Origin of the sequence: Chlorobium phaeovibrioides, assembly GCF_003968655.1 — a bacterium.
Taxonomy (GTDB): domain Bacteria; phylum Bacteroidota; class Chlorobiia; order Chlorobiales; family Chlorobiaceae; genus Chlorobium; species Chlorobium phaeovibrioides.
This window is the reverse complement of the sequence record NZ_RXYK01000008.1, coordinates 72,527-87,549: the sequence shown is the minus strand read 5'-3', so window position 1 is coordinate 87,549 and position 15,023 is coordinate 72,527. Positions and strand designations below refer to the sequence as shown.

Below are 15,023 nucleotides of genomic sequence, written 5' to 3'. Positions count from 1 at the left end.
GAAGAGCAGATCACCTTCGCCCTCAGGCAAGCCGAAGCAGGAGTAAAGGTGAAAGAGGTCTGCCGGCAACTGGGAGTTTCGGAGCCAACGCTTTACAACTGGAAAGCCAAGTTCGGAGGCATGGGCTTTACCGAACTGCGCCGCCTTCGCTTGCTGGAACAGGAAAACGCCCACCTGAAGAAACTTGTTGCTAAAAAAAATACATTAAGAGCGCGGTGTTCGTAGTATCGGGTTTGAATTCTTGATAGTTGTATCGTATCGGCCTTCTATGATTCAGGAGCGGACGCAGGCGGGGTTGAAGGCGGCACGGTCAAGAGGCAAGAAGGGAGGACGGCCGTAACCCGCTCATCCCTATAGTTTAGAACCTTGCCGGTCCGCATAAGAGGCGTTAATACACTTGCGCCGGCATACTTAATCCTGGCTTAAGCCCTCCCCGTTCAATGCATCCCATCATGAATTTTTTTTGAGGATACCATTAATGATATTAGTGATTTCATCCGGTTCAACAGGCTTCGTGATATATGCAATCGGGTTGAGTTTCTCTGCATTGATGATTTCATGCGTCTGTGCCCTGGCGGAAAGGAAGATGAACGGAATTGCGGACAGTGCTGCGTCCTGAAGCACTTTTCTGCGGAGCTCAAGTCCGTCCATAACCGGCATCATTACATCAGAGAGAATGAGATCGGGCACGTTGTTTTTACATATATCAAGGGCTACACTGCCGTTTTCTGCGACCATGACATGAAAGCCTTTTGACTCAAGGACATAGGAAATCAGCCTTTTTGTATGTGGTTCGTCTTCAACGAGAAGGATTGTTTGCTGGGCCATGGTAATGATGTCGTTTTGATACTTACTGCATAATTTAATTGAACTTAACGATGCCGTGATGAAAATCCTAATTGTCGGGGCTCTCGATATTGTGGGTGAAGTAATCGAAAAGCATCTCTTCGGGGTCGTTTCCTGTGGTCTGGAAAATTCTGCCGGTTTTTGTCTCCATTCTAGCCATCATCCGCTCACTGCCTCCTGTCATGGTTCGACAGATTGGGAGATTTCTTTGCAGGATGAGGCTGGTCAGTGATCGTAGGTTGTCAATATGTATGGTATCGTGTTCGCGCCTTAGGACATTGGCACCGCCGATAAGGCAAATGAGAAGATTTCCCGGGTCTGCCCCTTCGTTCTGCATTACGCTGAAGAGCGTTTCGAGGGCATGGGCGGCATAGCGGTCCTTTCCTGTTTCAGCACGTGCCGGAGGGACTCCCGGCAGCATGACATGCGCCAGTCCTCCGACTTGAGTTCCCGGATCGTATGCACAGACGGCTATGCATGAGCCAAGGGGGCTGGAAATCAGCACTCTGCCGGGACCTGCCGCTGTAACCTCGCCGGTATAGGCGACGATGTGCGGTGTTTCATGCCGGGCACCGTATCCGTCATAATAATGTTTTCCAAATGTACTCCGGAACTTGAAGGCGTCCTCCGTATCTGTCTTCGCAGTTTTCTTCATGATTGGCCCTCTCTTTGATCGGAGGCAGTTTCCTGTTGCAGCGGTAATGCCATGGTGAAGACCGTTCCCCCTTCCGGGGGACATTCAAAGTCGAGCTGGCCCTGATGCTTATGAACAATGATGTCATAGGAAATACTCAGTCCGAGACCCGTACCGATTCCGCGTTCCTTTGTCGTATAAAACGGGGTGAAGATTTCCTGCCTAACCGACTGCTCGATGCCCGGACCGTCATCGGTAATCGAGCAGTAGATCTGTGTGGTGTCAGCCCAGGTTTTTATTCCTATCTGTCCCTTGACGGTTCTTTTCTGTTGCCTGATGGCCTGCAGGCTGTTCATCAGGAGGTTCAGGACAACCTGGCCGATTTGAGACGGATTGCACGCCACCGCGGGGATTTTACCGAGGTCAGTCCGGATATCGGCGGTGTCGGCGCTCTCATGGTTGACGATCAACAGGGTGTCCTGAATTGTTTTATTGATGTTTGAGTTGATGTGTGTATCAGTCAGGTTCTTGAAGGAGAAGTTTCGCATGCTCCGGGTAATGCCGGTAATGCGTTCCACCCCGTGCCGTGTCGATGCAATTACTGCTGAAAGGTTTTCCATCAGGCCATCAATATCGATGGCTTCTTCCCGGGAACGGATTTCTCTGGTTATAGGGCTGCATGCATCTATGCTTTCCATACCCTCAAGCAACTGTCGGTAGAGGGTGACAAGGTTGGTAAGGTTGGGGAAGTCCTCATCGAGGTTTGCAATATTCAGGCGGATGAAATTAAGTGGATTATTGATTTCGTGGGTAAGACCTGATGCGAGGTTGCCGATCATCTCCATTTTCTTTGCATGCTCAAGCTGATGCCGCATCAGTTCCTGATGTTCAACAAAGAGTTTGTTTTCGAGGCAACACCAGGTCTGGTCAGCAAGGGCTGCTACCCAGAAGGCATCATCCTCGTCATAGTATCGCGATTTGTTGCCAACGCCGAGGATCGCCATGACCCTGCCGTTTCGGATGATTGGAACTACCATGTCCCGCAAAAGCTCTGCGTGGTCCTCCGGCAGACCTTTACGATTCGGAGCTGAGGCGTAATCGTTATGGGTGACGGTGCGCTTTTCACGGATGGCATCGGCCCATATTCCGGCATGGTCGAGCTGGCAATGCCCGTACATGTCTTTCATGCGGCACATGGATTCAATCGTCCTCGTTGACCAGACCTGCATGGATATGGTTTCATGTTCCGCTTCGATGAAATGAAAAAAACCGATTCGACTTTCCGTCCACTCTTCAGCTTCGTCGATTGTTGCCTGAAGGATCTTCCTGACGGAAGCGTTCTTCATCATTTCCACCTGTTTTATCCGGAATGCCGAAAGCCGCTCAAAGTGCTTCAGCATGCGTTCCCGGCTTTTCTGGGTTTCGAGGTTCTGTCGGTCAAGCTCTCTCGAATGCAGGCTTATAGCGAGTGAAGTGATCAGGTCCTGAAGTACGGCATGCTGGATATGGTCTGAAATGTATCTACTCGGAACCGATACTGTCAGCCATCCGTACGGTTGATCGTTAAAGCAGATCCCGATGCTCAGGTGTCCGAATCCGTCAAAGTCTTCCGACATTGGGCATGCACTGCATTTCAAGCGGGGTGAACTGATAACCTGCCCGTCTGCGGTGTTCATGGACCGTGACGCACACCCGGAGATCTTGCCCTCTTTAAGCATGGTGTCGAGGCGGGCGGTTTCATCGGTCGTCAACCCTGCATGAAAGAATCGGCCATCGGGAACCCGTGTACGGTCAACAAGGGCTATCCAGGCACTTTCGGCTCCGTGTTGTTCAACCAGTTCCCGGCATACGCTCGTCAGCAGGGTTTCGTCACATTGCTCTCTGGCGCGTTCCTGGCTACTGCTGAAGAGCTCTTGGGTGAGGTTTCCCCGCGAAGCATCCTGGAGCTCTTCGGCGTGCGTGAGCGCAAGGGTGATGACTTCAAGAGCATCATACTGCTTGATGGTGAGCCGACGGGGCTTATCTGCGAGCATGGTCAGGTATGCATACCCTCCGCTTCTCAGCGAGACGGGAAAGCTCAATGTATGTTCAAAGCCTGTATGTTCAAGGATCCAGTGGTCCATGGCAGGCCCTTCGTGTTCCTGCGGCATCGTTATGCCCAAAAGCCCTTTGCTGACAGCATGGCCTGCAGCCAGGTACCGGGTTTTGCCATCTTCCCTCATCCTGATGTAGAGAGATGCCGGGCAGTCGCTCATCTCACATGCCCTGCGTGTAAGGCTGCGCATGTTTTCCGGGAATGAGGCGCAGAGCGACGAAATGGTTTCCTGAAGGAAAGCGTAGGAGCGCCTGCGGGGTGCTTCGGGGGGTGTGCAGATCATGAAACACTTTCGCTTATGGGTAACGAGGCCATGCCATCGATGCCATTGCTGAAGGGGATTACGACTGTTGTGGTCGTTCCGGCACCTTCATCGCTCTCGATGGCAATGGAGCCTTCATGGGCATCGACGATCTGCTTGGCAATAGAGAGTCCGAGGCCGTACCCGTTAGGGGTGAATCCGGATCGCTCAACGCGGTAGAACTGTTCAAAAACATGCGGCAGGTCGCGTGCAGGAATCCCGAGTCCTGAATCGATGACCTTTACGATGATGGAGGAACGGGAGGTATCTGCATCAGCGCGTAACTCAATCCAGCCTCCCATCGGTGTGTGTTGTACAGCATTGTCGATCAGGTTGAAAAATACCCTTTTGATGGCATCGGGATCCATGAAGAGTGTCAGTGGGCCATCGGGTAACTTCTTGTTCAGGGCGACGCCGTTGCGGGTAGCCTGTCCGGCCATGGTGCCAGCGAGTTCCTCAAGGATGGCTATGAGATCTGCCGGTCTCTTTTTCAGTACGCCCGCACCGGTAGTGATGCGGGAAAGAGAGAGTACATCTTCTACGAGGGATGAGATTTTCAGGGTTTCGATGTTGAGAATGGATAGGAACTCCCTGAACTGTCCCGTGTCCAGCACGGCTTCATCCTGACGGAGGACACTGGTAAAGCCGAGAATGCTGAAGAGCGATGTGCGCAGTTCGTGAGAGAAATTCCCGATAAAGTTCTGCATCTGCCGCCGCTGTGTCTGCATTGCTTCCCGGTCGCGGTTCAGTCGGCTCTGATCGAACGCTACGATCAGGATGAATCGTTGGCCATCAAGGTCGACAGGGCTCATTTCAGTGTGGAGATCCATCTGGCTTCCGTCCGGCTTCCGGCAGCGCCAGTCTGCGGTTGCATCATTTCCGTTTTCAACATCCCTGAACAGCGCCAAAGCTTCAAGAGATGCATCGCCTCCATCCTGTCCGCAGTCGGAAAGAAGAGTGGTGATGTCGGTACCGATGAGTCTTTCACTGCCGGGTCCCTGAAACAGGTCTAGCGCCCGGGAATTGGCATCAATGACTATGCTGCCCTGCTGCAGCCACATCGGCGCCGGTGCGTGCTTGAACAGAATGGTGTCGGGTTTTGATTGGGTTTGTTGTGACATGGGGCTGTCGTATAGATGTAATGTTTCAGAAATGAGGGTGGTATCGGTTTCGATTCGGGGCTAAAGCGGATCATTTTGTGCGATATACGGCTGTAATATAACAGAACATCTCTCGTTTTTATGCGCGTTGCGGGTTAAACTTCAAAAAGGAAAAGACATCGCTCCAAGAGCGACTGCCAGTCAGGACGATCATGCTCGATGGACTGCAGGATCAACAAGACCGGTTCCTTGCCCGATGCGCCGAAGGTCAGTCTCCGGAGAGTGGTCTGAAGCCAGTATCGGAGGACGGAACTATGGCGGGATGAGCCGTCGGAAAACCAGAAGACGGCCTCTCTCTGTTGTCCTTTCCTGGTGAGAGAGAGCAGGGTTGCCGTTCCTCCGTCGACAACGAGTCGTCTGCTTTCTGTAATCTCCCACCCAGCTCCTTTGATGCAATAGAGCGGATCATGAACAGCATGCCGGTTCGCTGATCCATCGACGGCAATCAGGATGAACGCCCCGTTCCGGCACTGATAGAAACGTTTGAGAGCGCGAGCCGTTCCGTAGAATGCGGTTTCTTCAGGGGAGAATGGAAGGGAACGGGATGCAAACAGCGATCCCTTTTGCCGCAGTGCAGCAAGCCGGTCACTACTGACCCCTGGCGTAAGCCATTCCGCTGCAGTTCCGAAGAGTACCGCCAGGGCCAGAAGCGCCCAGAGCATCGTGTTGTTGTGCCTGTCGTTCATCGCCGTTCCATCCTCCTGCTTCTAAGCACAGCGGCAAGCCAGCCCGCTGCGGTGAGGGCCAATAGGAGCCTTGCCGGAAGGATATGGCCGAAGAAGAGCCGGCTGCCGATCCAGCCGAAGGCGGGCATCCATGATATCGATGAGAGCAGCCACAGCAACTGATGCGGTGAGAATGGAATCCGGCTCGCAAGAGCCAGGGCCAGTCCGGCATGCTGGAGCATGTGGAGCGATCCGGCCTGACCCAGAAGGGCAAGAAGGAGTGCCGCTGTCAGCATGGCTATACCATACTGGCGCGCTCCTGCACCTAACAGTGCCGAGGTCCCTGACATGAAGACCGGAAGACACCAGACGAGCAACGCTATCCATCCATACTGGTCGTATCCGGAGTGCTCCCATGCCGCAAGAAGGTCGCGTGCCTGCCATATGCACCAGAGCGTAATGGCAAGTCGCGGTGCGATGATCCAGTGGTCTCGCATTATGCTTGTGCGGTTTTATTATTCAGAAGGGTTCTCTGCAGGGTGAAGATAGCCCAGCATAGCCCGAACATTAGGATCAGTACGCCCCAGCCGCCCCATTCATGGAACAGGCCTGCCGCGAATTCGGGTGATACAGCAAGAGCTGCCAGAGCGATAGCCACGATGCGCACCGTGTTGGCAATCCATGAGATGACGACCAGCAGCGGAAGGTTGAGCCAGTATATCGGGTGGTGGCCGAGAATGATATAGGCGAGTGCCGAACCGGCAATCAGCATCGACTGCAGGGAATGCATCCCCGAGCAGGCGGCCGTCACCTCAACAGGCAGGCCCTGTATCAGCAGCCTGGTTCCGTCCTGGACCACATGGAACCCTGTAAGAGAGAAGAATTCTCCAGCTGCCCAGCTGCCAGAAAGCCTGAACCACCAGCCAACGGCCTGAGCGTCCAGCAGGAGCCATGGGAACGCCATCAGCGGCAGGATCAGCAGTTTTGCGATCCGCCGCCGGTCCGCGGGTTCGATACGGATTGAGAGCCAGCTCCAGAGCAGAACGGTCCAGCTGATGGCCAGAAGAAACATCCAGCCTGTTACGATGCCGATAATGAAAGCCCCTGTCGTGACGGCAAGGCCTCCTGTCGGCACACGGAACGCTCCGGGAAGGAATTTCCAGGGGCTTCCGAGCCAGAACATACAGGGTATGGCCAGAAGAATGGGGAGGGTGTCGGCCGGCTGCATCATCCATGATAGATCGTGTATCCAGATGAAGAGGGCCAGAATCAAGAGCGCAGCGATGATTGGGTAATCGCGAGCTGTCATTGCCGGTTCTCCTTCTCGGCTTTGTTGATGGCCGCGAGGTTGGCCTGAAGCTCCATTCTGTCTGGAAACTCTTTGATCAGCTCCATGGTCAGGATTTTGCAGGTATTCCAGTCTTTCTGGCGGTATGCGAGCATGGCCAGGTAGGCTTTGGCTTCGGCCGACCGGTCTGCCAGCGATGTATAGATGGCGCGGGCTTTTTCGGGTTCTCCTTCAGCAAGCGCGATGCGGGCCAGAATTTCTTTGCCTGCCGTACTGCTGAATAGTTTGGGTTGGCGCTGGAGTGCATTCCGGGCTTTGAGGGTCGCTTTTTGGTCCAGATAGGCAAGGCTCTGCAGCCATGCTGCGCGGTAGCCAATCGCAGATTTGCTCTTGGTCAGTGGCTCGAGCATTTCGATACTGGCAGCTCTCTCCTTGTTTGCGAGCTGTATCTCTCCGGTCAGCAGTGTCATTTCCTGTGTGGGCCGCTGGCTGCGGGCAAACGCCAGAGCTGCTTTCGCATCCCTGTTGAAGCGGAGAGACTGCGTCACTCCGTAAATGTACCAGTCGGGGATGCCTTCCGGTATGGCTCCCTTGCCCCGCAATTGCAGGGCGGCTTCCATCCAGCCGCCTGCCATGAAGACCGCAGCAAAAGCTTCATCGCTACGCAGGAGGCGGTCAAGCTTGGGGTCGGGTTTTTCCCTCATAGCGATCCGTTCCAACTGTTCGAACAGCTGGTGTCTCTGTTCGGTGTTGCGGCCACTTGCACCAAACGCATTTGCATCCATCGGCTGGGGTTTCTCGAGCCGGTAGGCAAGGACCCGTTCCAGCGCCTTCTCGAGATCGGGGTTCCAGGACGATCGTTTGAACGGGTGGACGAGAATGATGTCGTAGCATTTTTCTTCCTCTTTGTTCCGGAGAGCTTCCAGGATGCGCAGCCAGTAGGCTTCCTGGCGCCTTTCGAGCACCATCTGGCCTTTGGCAACTTCTTTTTCGAACAGGCCATCATCCCAGAATTGCCCCTCAGGAAGCTCTTGCAGGTAGATGACGAGTGGCGCAAGCTCTCCATATATGTCAGCAGGATCGGTTTTGCCAATCGATGCCGGTGTCGTCACCCTGCTCCAGAAAAGAGCCTTCAGCCTGATGAAATCGGCTGAGCGTTCATTGAGATCCCGTGCCCATGTCTGCACTGCAAGGCCGATCTGCCCGCGGCGGCGGTAGAATTCCGCGAGCTGATCCCGATAGAGTGGATTGTCCGGAAGGGCGAGGTGGGCTGCGACATATTCAACCCGGGCCATCTTTTCTTTACCCATCCGCTCCAGTATCTGTGCCCTGAAAGAACGGACATCAGGATTTTTCGGGGCTACGCTGTAGGCCTGCTCCAGATATTGCCAGGCTTGCTGCAGGTTCCCGCCTGCCGTTAGCAGAGCAAGCCTGTTGAGCCTTGCCGCATCAGCCTGACCTTCGAAAGATCTGGAGCGCAAGAGCTTCAGGGCTCCGGCCGTGTCTTGTTGAAGGATGAGGGCGTCGACATCGAGAGCAAACCAGAGTTCTGGCTGCTTTTCCTGCGATTCCCATGCTTTTCTGAATGTGACATAGCTTTTCATGTCCCCGGTTGCAAGCATCGCGCGGGCCACAATCATCGATCCCTTTTCGTGCTGCATGAACGCTTCGGGATGGCGATCGTACAGAGCGCTCAGGCGCCCAACATTGCCGAGTGCACTGAGGGCCTCTATTTCGAGGTGGAGCCATTCGCTGTTCCTGTCGGGAACGGAGCTGTCCCTCATCCGGATGATCTCGAATGCTTTTGCCGCCCTTTGGTCGTTGAGAAAGGTTTTTGCCTCTGTGTATGCAGTTTTGTCTCTTGATTCCTTGATGACTGCGCGTATGGCGGGAAGACCGAAATAGACGCCGCCACCCGTCAAGAGGATGAGGGCCCCGATGATGATGAGCCGCACGGTCCGGTGCTGTTTCATGCCTGGGAGCATTTAGGGGCCACGATGCGCTGGCGGTTTCTGAGAAATGCCACCATGAGCAGGAAGCTGCCGAGAATGAGCAGGGTCGAGGGTTCAGGCGCGGCGGTCATGGCGGAGACATTCGCTGCTCCGATATCAACGGCGAAGAGCAGATCGTTGAAGTCCGCTCCTCCAATCCAGTCGCTGATGGTGTCCTCGAAACCGAGGAGAAGATAGGGGCTGTCACTTATGGCGTAGGCGACGGCATGCTCAATCATGTCGCTTGTGGAAACGGTATTGGTGCGGGTGAAGCCCAGATTGGTGGTCATGAAAAAATCGAGCTGTGAACCACCTTCCACATTACCCAGATCAATGAAATCCCCCGGCATCAGGCGGTTTCTGTCGAATGTACTGAAGCTCGTCTTGAAAATGGGTGCGACAGCTCCATCATTGGTGCTGTATCCCAATGTGTTGATATAATTGGAGGTCGTGCCTATATAATAGACCCTCACACCGGAGGTCGTTGTCAGACTGATACTCGAGGGGTCCAGACTGACGAGAGGAATGTCACCAATGCTTTCCCTCTCGTAAAGGTTTAGACCAAGATTGTCTTGCAATGTTTCCAGATAGGTCGCATTGAAGGGATCCGTATCAGTTGCTGTGAGTCCGGTTGCTGAAAGCGGGCCTGCAAGGAGTAGTCCCGCAAGGAGGAGGGTTGCGGGGAGTTTCTTGACTGCTTTGTTCGGAACCGGTCCATCTGCTGCTATTGAGGGATGCATATTGGGGCGGAGTTAGTTGATTCGAGGGTATTGTTCTGGATCACTATGCGGAGAAAACCGGCTGCTATGCCGCAGATAGAGAACGACAAGCAGGAAGCTGGTGAGAAGAAGCATGGTCGAGGGTTCTGGCGCGGTTGTCAACGGCTGGATCGCAACGGCGAACAGCAGATCGTTGAAATCACCGTCACCTCCACCAAGAAGGTCTTCGAATCCGATCAGAAGGTATGGGCTGTCAGCTGGAGCCCATGATATGGCATGGGTCAAGCCGTCGGGACTTGTCGTTGCGTCTGTGGAAAAGGTCGTCGTGCCGCCGTTGGCGCCGTTGGCGATGAGGAAAAAGTCGAGTTGTGCGCCTGCTTCAAAGCTGCCCAGGTCGACGAAGTCTCCCGGTACGAGAGGAAAGTTCACATTGGCTGCGGCCTTTGTGAGATCGGTTGCGTTGTTGTATGATGGATTGACGGAGGCCTCGGGAAATATGAGGCTTCGATCGCCCGTCGTACTGGTGAATCCGAGAGTGTTGTCATATCCGGCCCCCTCTCCTACAAAATATATTCTCACATCAGAGTCTGTTGCAAGAGTGAGCAACGATGGGTCAATGCGGAGGCTCGTGGTATAGTTGTTTGTGTACTCGGGCAGGTTCGTGCTGACCCAGGGAACCAGCGTCTCTGAGTAGTATTCCATGAATGTCGTCGCATTCTCATCTGACCCTGACGCATAAACTGGCGAGGCGATGTCCAGCCCGAACGGCCGGGCGTCTGACTGAATGCTGGATTCTTCCGCTGCATTGGCGGCTCTTGGCCCAGCCATGGCCAAAATCAAGATCATGGCCATGGCTGCTACGATTGACCTTTTTGCTGTGCGGCCTGTTTTTGTTTCAGATGTGACAATGACTTGCTGCATGGTTGTTTGTATGTATAGTTCTCCGATCGTTATGCGCTAAACGGATTGATATAGGTGCCTCGCAATTGTTTTGCGAAATGAAAAAAGAATATCGGGTCGTTGACCAGGTAGCGCCGATACATCCGTTTCGGTTCCATCATCAGTCGATAGAGCCATTCCATGCCGATTTTTCGAATCATCATGGGCGCTCTCCTGACATTTCCGGCTTCAAAGTCGATTGTTGCCCCGAGTGCCATGAAAAGTTTGACATTTGGCATTCTATGTCTGTATTGCGCAAGCCAGATTTCCTGTTTTACCCCTCCGGCTCCCACCACAAGGACGGTTGCCCCTGAGTTGTTGATGAGATTGACGATTTCATTGCATTCTGTTTCATTTTTCTCGAATCCATAGGAGGGTGAGTGCGCTCCGATGACAATCTTCCTTCCGGCTTTCCTGTTGATGTTCTCCATAGCCTTTCGGCCTACACCTTCTGCTGCTCCAAGAAGGAAGATTTTGCATTCCAGATCATTTTTATGATGCATGTAGAATGAGCGAAGGAAGCTTGATCCTGGAATTGCTTCCGGCAGCGATTCCGGAAAAAGCTTCGAAAGGAAGTAAATGATCCGGCTGTCGCAGATGACCCATTCTGCTGATTGATACGCTTCGTAAAATTCCCTGTTTTTCTGGAGGTGGAATAGGTGGTCTATATTCGGGGTGACCAGCATGCCGCGTTCAAGTTTGCAAAGCAGTTCTGGTTCGGTAATGCTTTTGATGTCGATATTAAGTATCGATATCGCTTTTTTTTGGATGAGTGTATGTTCCTGTGGCATGGCTATGGGGGTTGTTGTGTACTACTTGCCTATTCACCCTCAAGCAAATCCCGTGCCCGATGGTGTGTACTGCCAGAACCCGTACCCTTAAAGGCTTTCGGGTCGTTTGGTTTCTTGCTGCGAACCGGTATTGAGAGGATCTGCTGTCATGCACTTTCAAAATGAGAGCAATAAGGGATCCTGCCGGGAGCATCAGGATGTGCGGGGAGCTTGATACACCATGTATTCGTGATGCTCAATTCTTTGGCAGGGGTTTCTTTCCCAGAAGTGTTGTTCTGAGCAGGTCATGTTTGTTTGCCAGGGTTTCTGTCAGTATGGGGCCGGTAATTCCTGCAGCTGTTCCTGCAAGAAAAAGGAATGTGATATCTGAAGCTCCGATATGCATAAGCCCTATTCTTGCTGCTGCAGTAAAGAATACATGAAAGAGGTAGATGGAGTAAGAGTAATAGCCGATGCTGGCAAACCATTCCGAGCGGCTTTGCGTAAGCAGGAGTGCGATACATGCAACCGTGCCAACGAAAAGAGCCGGAAATGAACGGCGGTCATCGATATACTGCTGGCTGTACAGTATCAGGAAGAGTATGGTCACGATGATGATGATGAACCCTGTTATTTGAGAGTATTTGAATTTCAGGGGGAATCGGGTGCAATAAAGACCGGCAAGGAAATAGGGCAAGAGGTAGAAGACCCCGGCAAGGGAAAACCATATTGTTCCGATGTTGGACAGAAAAGCTGTGACCGATCCCAGGTAGGCCAGCGCAAAGCCCCGTCTGGTGGCGAGCACTTTGAAGTGTTCGAGCGCGAGAATGATCAGGAAAATGATAAAGAGCGATTCAATGAACCAGTAATGGGCAACTGGTTTGATATGCAGGTATTTCCAATCTGCGACATGGTTGTTTGTGCCGGGAGTGACGGCTTGAAGAATGGCAAATCCGGTTCCGACGAACAGCATCGGAATGATCAGTCGCTGGATCTTTCCCTTCATAAAAGCGTTCCAGTTTCCGGCGAATGGGCGCCAGCCATAGACGAGACCAGAAAGAAATGTAAATAAGGGCATTCGGATATGGGCGAACATTTCATTCGTATCTTTCAGGAGTCCCTCACTCAGCCTGAGTCCGCTTTCCGGTGATATGCCGATAACATGGTAGGCAACGAGCATGATGCATGCGATGCCTCTGAGCGTATCGATCGGAATATTGCGCGTGCTGGTTTTTTCTGTCATAACTGATTTCAGTGTTAGTTTCAGCGGCTTGAACCTTTCCGTTCCAATACCTGCCCATGTATTTTGCACATCTTCCTGCTGGCTATATTACCGCTCGATTGCTTGACGGCAGGTTGTGCCGAACGCCTCTTCGGAGCAACACCTTCATGTTCTGGGGTATGCTGGGTTCGATAGCTCCCGATTTCGATTTTGTATGGTGCTTCCACCTTCATCAACGCTTGTGCGACCATCACCAGTATCCCACCCACTATCCACTGTTATGGCTGGGACTGCTTGTTTTTTCAGTCCTCTGCCTTTTGATTGCCCGGTTCCAGCATACCCCTTCAGCGTTTGCCGTGGTGTTTTTCTTTGGGGGGGTCATCCACACCGTTCTTGATATGTTTACCGGCCACCTTTTTCTGTTGGCACCGATTTCGTTCGTGCGGCAAAAGATTTCACTGGCCGAGTATGGTCTGTGGGATCCTTTTTTTCTCGAGCTTTTTATTGTATTGGGGGCGCTGATAGTATGGAAAAAGGAGCAGCTCTCTGTTTTACTCTCGAAAATTTCATGATCATGAGCTCTGCAGGGTTCTGTTGTGTCGTGTGAGCATTGCTGCAGGGGAGCCTTGTGAGGTTATTTTCCCCTCTTCGAGACGATAGATTCGGTCACAGTGCTCGACGGTGGTTAATCGATGGGCGACGATGATGATCGTCTTGCTGCCGTGCAGCGCTGTTACCGCCTCCATGACGGCAGTTTCGGATTCCATGTCGAGTGCACTGGTGGCTTCGTCAAGAACAAGGACTTCCGGGTTGTGGTAGAGTGCCCGGGCGATGCCGATTCGTTGTTTTTGTCCACCGGAAAGCCTGATGCCTCGTTCCCCGACGAAGGTTGCAAGGCCGTCAGGTAGTCCTTTGACGAAAGCAGCGAGATTGGCTGCTTCGACGGCGTACAAAACTTTATCCCTGTCAATCTGCTCGTCGGACAGACCGAAAGCGATATTGTGTTCCAGGTCATCATCAGTCAGGTAGATTGATTGCGGAACATAGCCGATTATGTTTTGCCAGCCCCGCATATTAGTTCTGATGTCGTTTCCATCGATGCTTATCGTTCCGTGATTCGGGGCCAGCAGTCCGAGCAATAGGTCGATGAGTGTACTTTTTCCTGAGCCGCTTGGCCCGATGAATCCGACTGATTCTCCTTTCTGTATCGTTAGCGTGATATCTTCGATGGTTTGCCTGTTGGCCTGCGGGTAGGCATAAGTGATGTTTTCGAGATGAAGCGACGATTTGAAGCGTATTGCACCTGTTTTTTCCTGTGGTTCTTCATGGAAGGGAAGCGAAAAATCTCTACCGATGATATCGACGACAGGCAGACAGTACTGAAGCGATTGCAGCGCATTGAGGATACGGTTGACGGAGGGCATCATCCTGAATGTTGCCACGGCAAAGAATCCAAGGTTCGGAACGATAGAGTCCATATCCTTGCCTTGCATCATCATGGTGAGCACAAGGACGATCAGGCCAGTTACTGAAAGCAATTCCAGCCAGAGACGGGGGACTTGCTGAACGGTCGTATTTTTTCTCCTTACTTTTGTACTGGATGTGTTGTGATATCCATAGCGGGACAGGAAGTAGTCTTCCTTTCCAAGGATCTTGACATCCTTGATTCCGCCAAGTCCCTGCTGAAGATGTTGCATGCGGAGTCCCTCATGATGCTGGCGGTCGTTTCCCCATTTGGCGACATTTTGCCGGGTCAGCATGACAAAAGAAATGCTTGTCAACCCAAGTACGAGGAGGATGTTCAGGGTCCCTAGTGGCTCAACGATGAGTAGAAGAGAGAAAATGCACAGCAACGTCAGGATTTCTACGCTCAATTGCAGGATAGGGGTTAGTACATTTGTTGCGAGTACCTCGACTTCCGTGGTTACGTTTCTTATCAACTGGGCGGAATTGCGTTCTAAATGAAAGGTATATGGCTGATGCAGATAGATTTTGAGGAGCTGTTGTGAAAGCCTTTCACCTATCGAGTAGATGAAATGGTTCTGTCTCCATGTCATAAAGAGCAGAAAGAGGGCTTTTATGAGATAGATGCTGAACAGCAGGCCGAGCCCCCCAAAAACCAGGCTGGTCTGGTCTGGGTTGCCGAAGAAGTCGATGAGCGGTTTGGCAGCAGGGTGTTTCCCGGCAAAATCTTTTTCAGTAAAGAGTGCAAGCGCAGGTATTACCAGGCCGACTCCCAATGTTTCAAGGAGGACGGCAATCACCATCATTGAAAGTATCCCAAGACTGTTTCTGCGCTCCCTCTCTGACAGAATGGTGCGGATGTCCTTGAGATATTTGAGATTGGGGACTCGTATCTTCATTATCGTTGTTTTCCTGTCTTTGATTCCATT

At 52.5% G+C, this 15,023-nt stretch carries 14 protein-coding genes and 1 pseudogene; 2 read left to right on the top strand and 13 right to left on the bottom strand.

Going from position 1 to position 15,023, the window contains the following annotated elements; translation table 11 throughout:
* Positions 1 to 192, top strand: a pseudogene (locus EKD02_RS06615) (transposase); the annotation flags it as partial.
* Between the two features lie 258 nt (positions 193 to 450).
* Here EKD02_RS06615 and EKD02_RS06605 read toward each other — a convergent pair.
* The 12 genes from EKD02_RS06605 to EKD02_RS06550 form a co-directional block, all read right to left on the bottom strand.
* On the bottom strand, positions 451 to 828 hold the full coding sequence (locus EKD02_RS06605; protein WP_011358127.1) for a response regulator: 378 nt from the start codon (positions 826 to 828) through the stop codon (positions 451 to 453).
* A 67-nt stretch (positions 829 to 895) separates the two neighbouring features.
* Positions 896 to 1,501 (bottom strand): chemotaxis protein CheD, encoded by a 606-nt coding sequence (locus EKD02_RS06600; RefSeq protein ID WP_160460286.1) that lies wholly within the window; start codon positions 1,499 to 1,501, stop codon positions 896 to 898.
* The gene (locus EKD02_RS06595; protein ID WP_126384622.1) at positions 1,498 to 3,858 is read right to left on the bottom strand and encodes a GAF domain-containing protein; all 2,361 of its coding nucleotides are present in this window, start codon (positions 3,856 to 3,858) and stop codon (positions 1,498 to 1,500) included. The genes EKD02_RS06600 and EKD02_RS06595 overlap by 4 nt, the downstream gene beginning before the upstream one ends.
* Complete coding sequence (locus tag EKD02_RS06590) at positions 3,855 to 4,997, bottom strand: PAS domain-containing sensor histidine kinase (protein WP_126384620.1); 1,143 nt, start codon at positions 4,995 to 4,997, stop codon at positions 3,855 to 3,857. Before EKD02_RS06590 ends, EKD02_RS06595 begins: the two co-directional genes overlap by 4 nt.
* A gap of 134 nt (positions 4,998 to 5,131) precedes the next feature.
* Positions 5,132 to 5,722: an exosortase-associated EpsI family protein gene (locus tag EKD02_RS06585; protein ID WP_126343058.1), complete on the bottom strand. Its 591-nt coding sequence runs from the start codon at positions 5,720 to 5,722 to the stop codon at positions 5,132 to 5,134.
* Positions 5,719 to 6,198 (bottom strand): hypothetical protein, encoded by a 480-nt coding sequence (locus EKD02_RS06580; protein ID WP_126384618.1) that lies wholly within the window; start codon positions 6,196 to 6,198, stop codon positions 5,719 to 5,721. Before EKD02_RS06580 ends, EKD02_RS06585 begins: the two co-directional genes overlap by 4 nt.
* The gene (locus EKD02_RS06575) at positions 6,198 to 7,010 is read right to left on the bottom strand and encodes an archaeosortase/exosortase family protein (protein WP_126343051.1); all 813 of its coding nucleotides are present in this window, start codon (positions 7,008 to 7,010) and stop codon (positions 6,198 to 6,200) included. Before EKD02_RS06575 ends, EKD02_RS06580 begins: the two co-directional genes overlap by 1 nt.
* Positions 7,007 to 8,962: a tetratricopeptide repeat protein gene (locus EKD02_RS06570; protein ID WP_185805711.1), complete on the bottom strand. Its 1,956-nt coding sequence runs from the start codon at positions 8,960 to 8,962 to the stop codon at positions 7,007 to 7,009. The genes EKD02_RS06575 and EKD02_RS06570 overlap by 4 nt, the downstream gene beginning before the upstream one ends.
* Entirely contained in the window at positions 8,959 to 9,720 is a 762-nt protein-coding gene (locus EKD02_RS06565; protein WP_126343045.1) for a PEP-CTERM sorting domain-containing protein, read from the bottom strand. Before EKD02_RS06565 ends, EKD02_RS06570 begins: the two co-directional genes overlap by 4 nt.
* Positions 9,721 to 9,732: 12 nt before the next feature.
* The gene (locus EKD02_RS06560) at positions 9,733 to 10,620 is read right to left on the bottom strand and encodes a DUF4114 domain-containing protein (protein WP_126384614.1); all 888 of its coding nucleotides are present in this window, start codon (positions 10,618 to 10,620) and stop codon (positions 9,733 to 9,735) included.
* A 29-nt stretch (positions 10,621 to 10,649) separates the two neighbouring features.
* On the bottom strand, positions 10,650 to 11,429 hold the full coding sequence (locus EKD02_RS06555) for a WecB/TagA/CpsF family glycosyltransferase (RefSeq protein WP_126342712.1): 780 nt from the start codon (positions 11,427 to 11,429) through the stop codon (positions 10,650 to 10,652).
* A 235-nt stretch (positions 11,430 to 11,664) separates the two neighbouring features.
* Positions 11,665 to 12,651, bottom strand: coding sequence for an acyltransferase family protein (locus EKD02_RS06550; RefSeq protein ID WP_126384612.1), 987 nt, complete (start codon positions 12,649 to 12,651; stop codon positions 11,665 to 11,667).
* A 56-nt stretch (positions 12,652 to 12,707) separates the two neighbouring features.
* Between EKD02_RS06550 and EKD02_RS06545 the strand changes: the two genes are divergently transcribed.
* On the top strand, positions 12,708 to 13,202 hold the full coding sequence (locus tag EKD02_RS06545; protein WP_126342711.1) for a metal-dependent hydrolase: 495 nt from the start codon (positions 12,708 to 12,710) through the stop codon (positions 13,200 to 13,202).
* Here the strand turns inward: EKD02_RS06545 and EKD02_RS06540 are convergent, their stop codons facing one another.
* Positions 13,203 to 14,993 carry an ABC transporter ATP-binding protein gene (locus tag EKD02_RS06540; protein WP_126384610.1) on the bottom strand — a complete coding sequence of 597 codons (1,791 nt, stop codon included), beginning with the start codon at positions 14,991 to 14,993 and terminating at the stop codon, positions 13,203 to 13,205.
* Between the last annotated feature and the right edge of the window lie 30 nt (positions 14,994 to 15,023).

Bases quoted from the DNA above. Each gene is read 5' to 3' on its own strand.
- EKD02_RS06585 (WP_126343058.1), bottom strand. From the start codon at position 5,722: ATGAACGACAGGCACAACAACACGATGCTCTGGGCGCTTCTGGCCCTG.
- EKD02_RS06575 (WP_126343051.1), bottom strand. From the start codon at position 7,010: ATGACAGCTCGCGATTACCCAATCATCGCTGCGCTCTTGATTCTGGCC.
- EKD02_RS06590 (WP_126384620.1), bottom strand. From the start codon at position 4,997: ATGTCACAACAAACCCAATCAAAACCCGACACCATTCTGTTCAAGCAC.
- EKD02_RS06555 (WP_126342712.1), bottom strand. From the start codon at position 11,429: ATGCCACAGGAACATACACTCATCCAAAAAAAAGCGATATCGATACTT.
- EKD02_RS06565 (WP_126343045.1), bottom strand. From the start codon at position 9,720: ATGCATCCCTCAATAGCAGCAGATGGACCGGTTCCGAACAAAGCAGTC.
- EKD02_RS06595 (WP_126384622.1), bottom strand. From the start codon at position 3,858: ATGATCTGCACACCCCCCGAAGCACCCCGCAGGCGCTCCTACGCTTTC.
- EKD02_RS06540 (WP_126384610.1), bottom strand. From the start codon at position 14,993: ATGAAGATACGAGTCCCCAATCTCAAATATCTCAAGGACATCCGCACC.
- EKD02_RS06550 (WP_126384612.1), bottom strand. From the start codon at position 12,651: ATGACAGAAAAAACCAGCACGCGCAATATTCCGATCGATACGCTCAGA.
- EKD02_RS06600 (WP_160460286.1), bottom strand. From the start codon at position 1,501: ATGAAGAAAACTGCGAAGACAGATACGGAGGACGCCTTCAAGTTCCGG.
- EKD02_RS06560 (WP_126384614.1), bottom strand. From the start codon at position 10,620: ATGCAGCAAGTCATTGTCACATCTGAAACAAAAACAGGCCGCACAGCA.
- EKD02_RS06605 (WP_011358127.1), bottom strand. From the start codon at position 828: ATGGCCCAGCAAACAATCCTTCTCGTTGAAGACGAACCACATACAAAA.
- EKD02_RS06570 (WP_185805711.1), bottom strand. From the start codon at position 8,962: ATGAAACAGCACCGGACCGTGCGGCTCATCATCATCGGGGCCCTCATC.
- EKD02_RS06545 (WP_126342711.1), top strand. From the start codon at position 12,708: ATGTATTTTGCACATCTTCCTGCTGGCTATATTACCGCTCGATTGCTT.
- EKD02_RS06580 (WP_126384618.1), bottom strand. From the start codon at position 6,198: ATGCGAGACCACTGGATCATCGCACCGCGACTTGCCATTACGCTCTGG.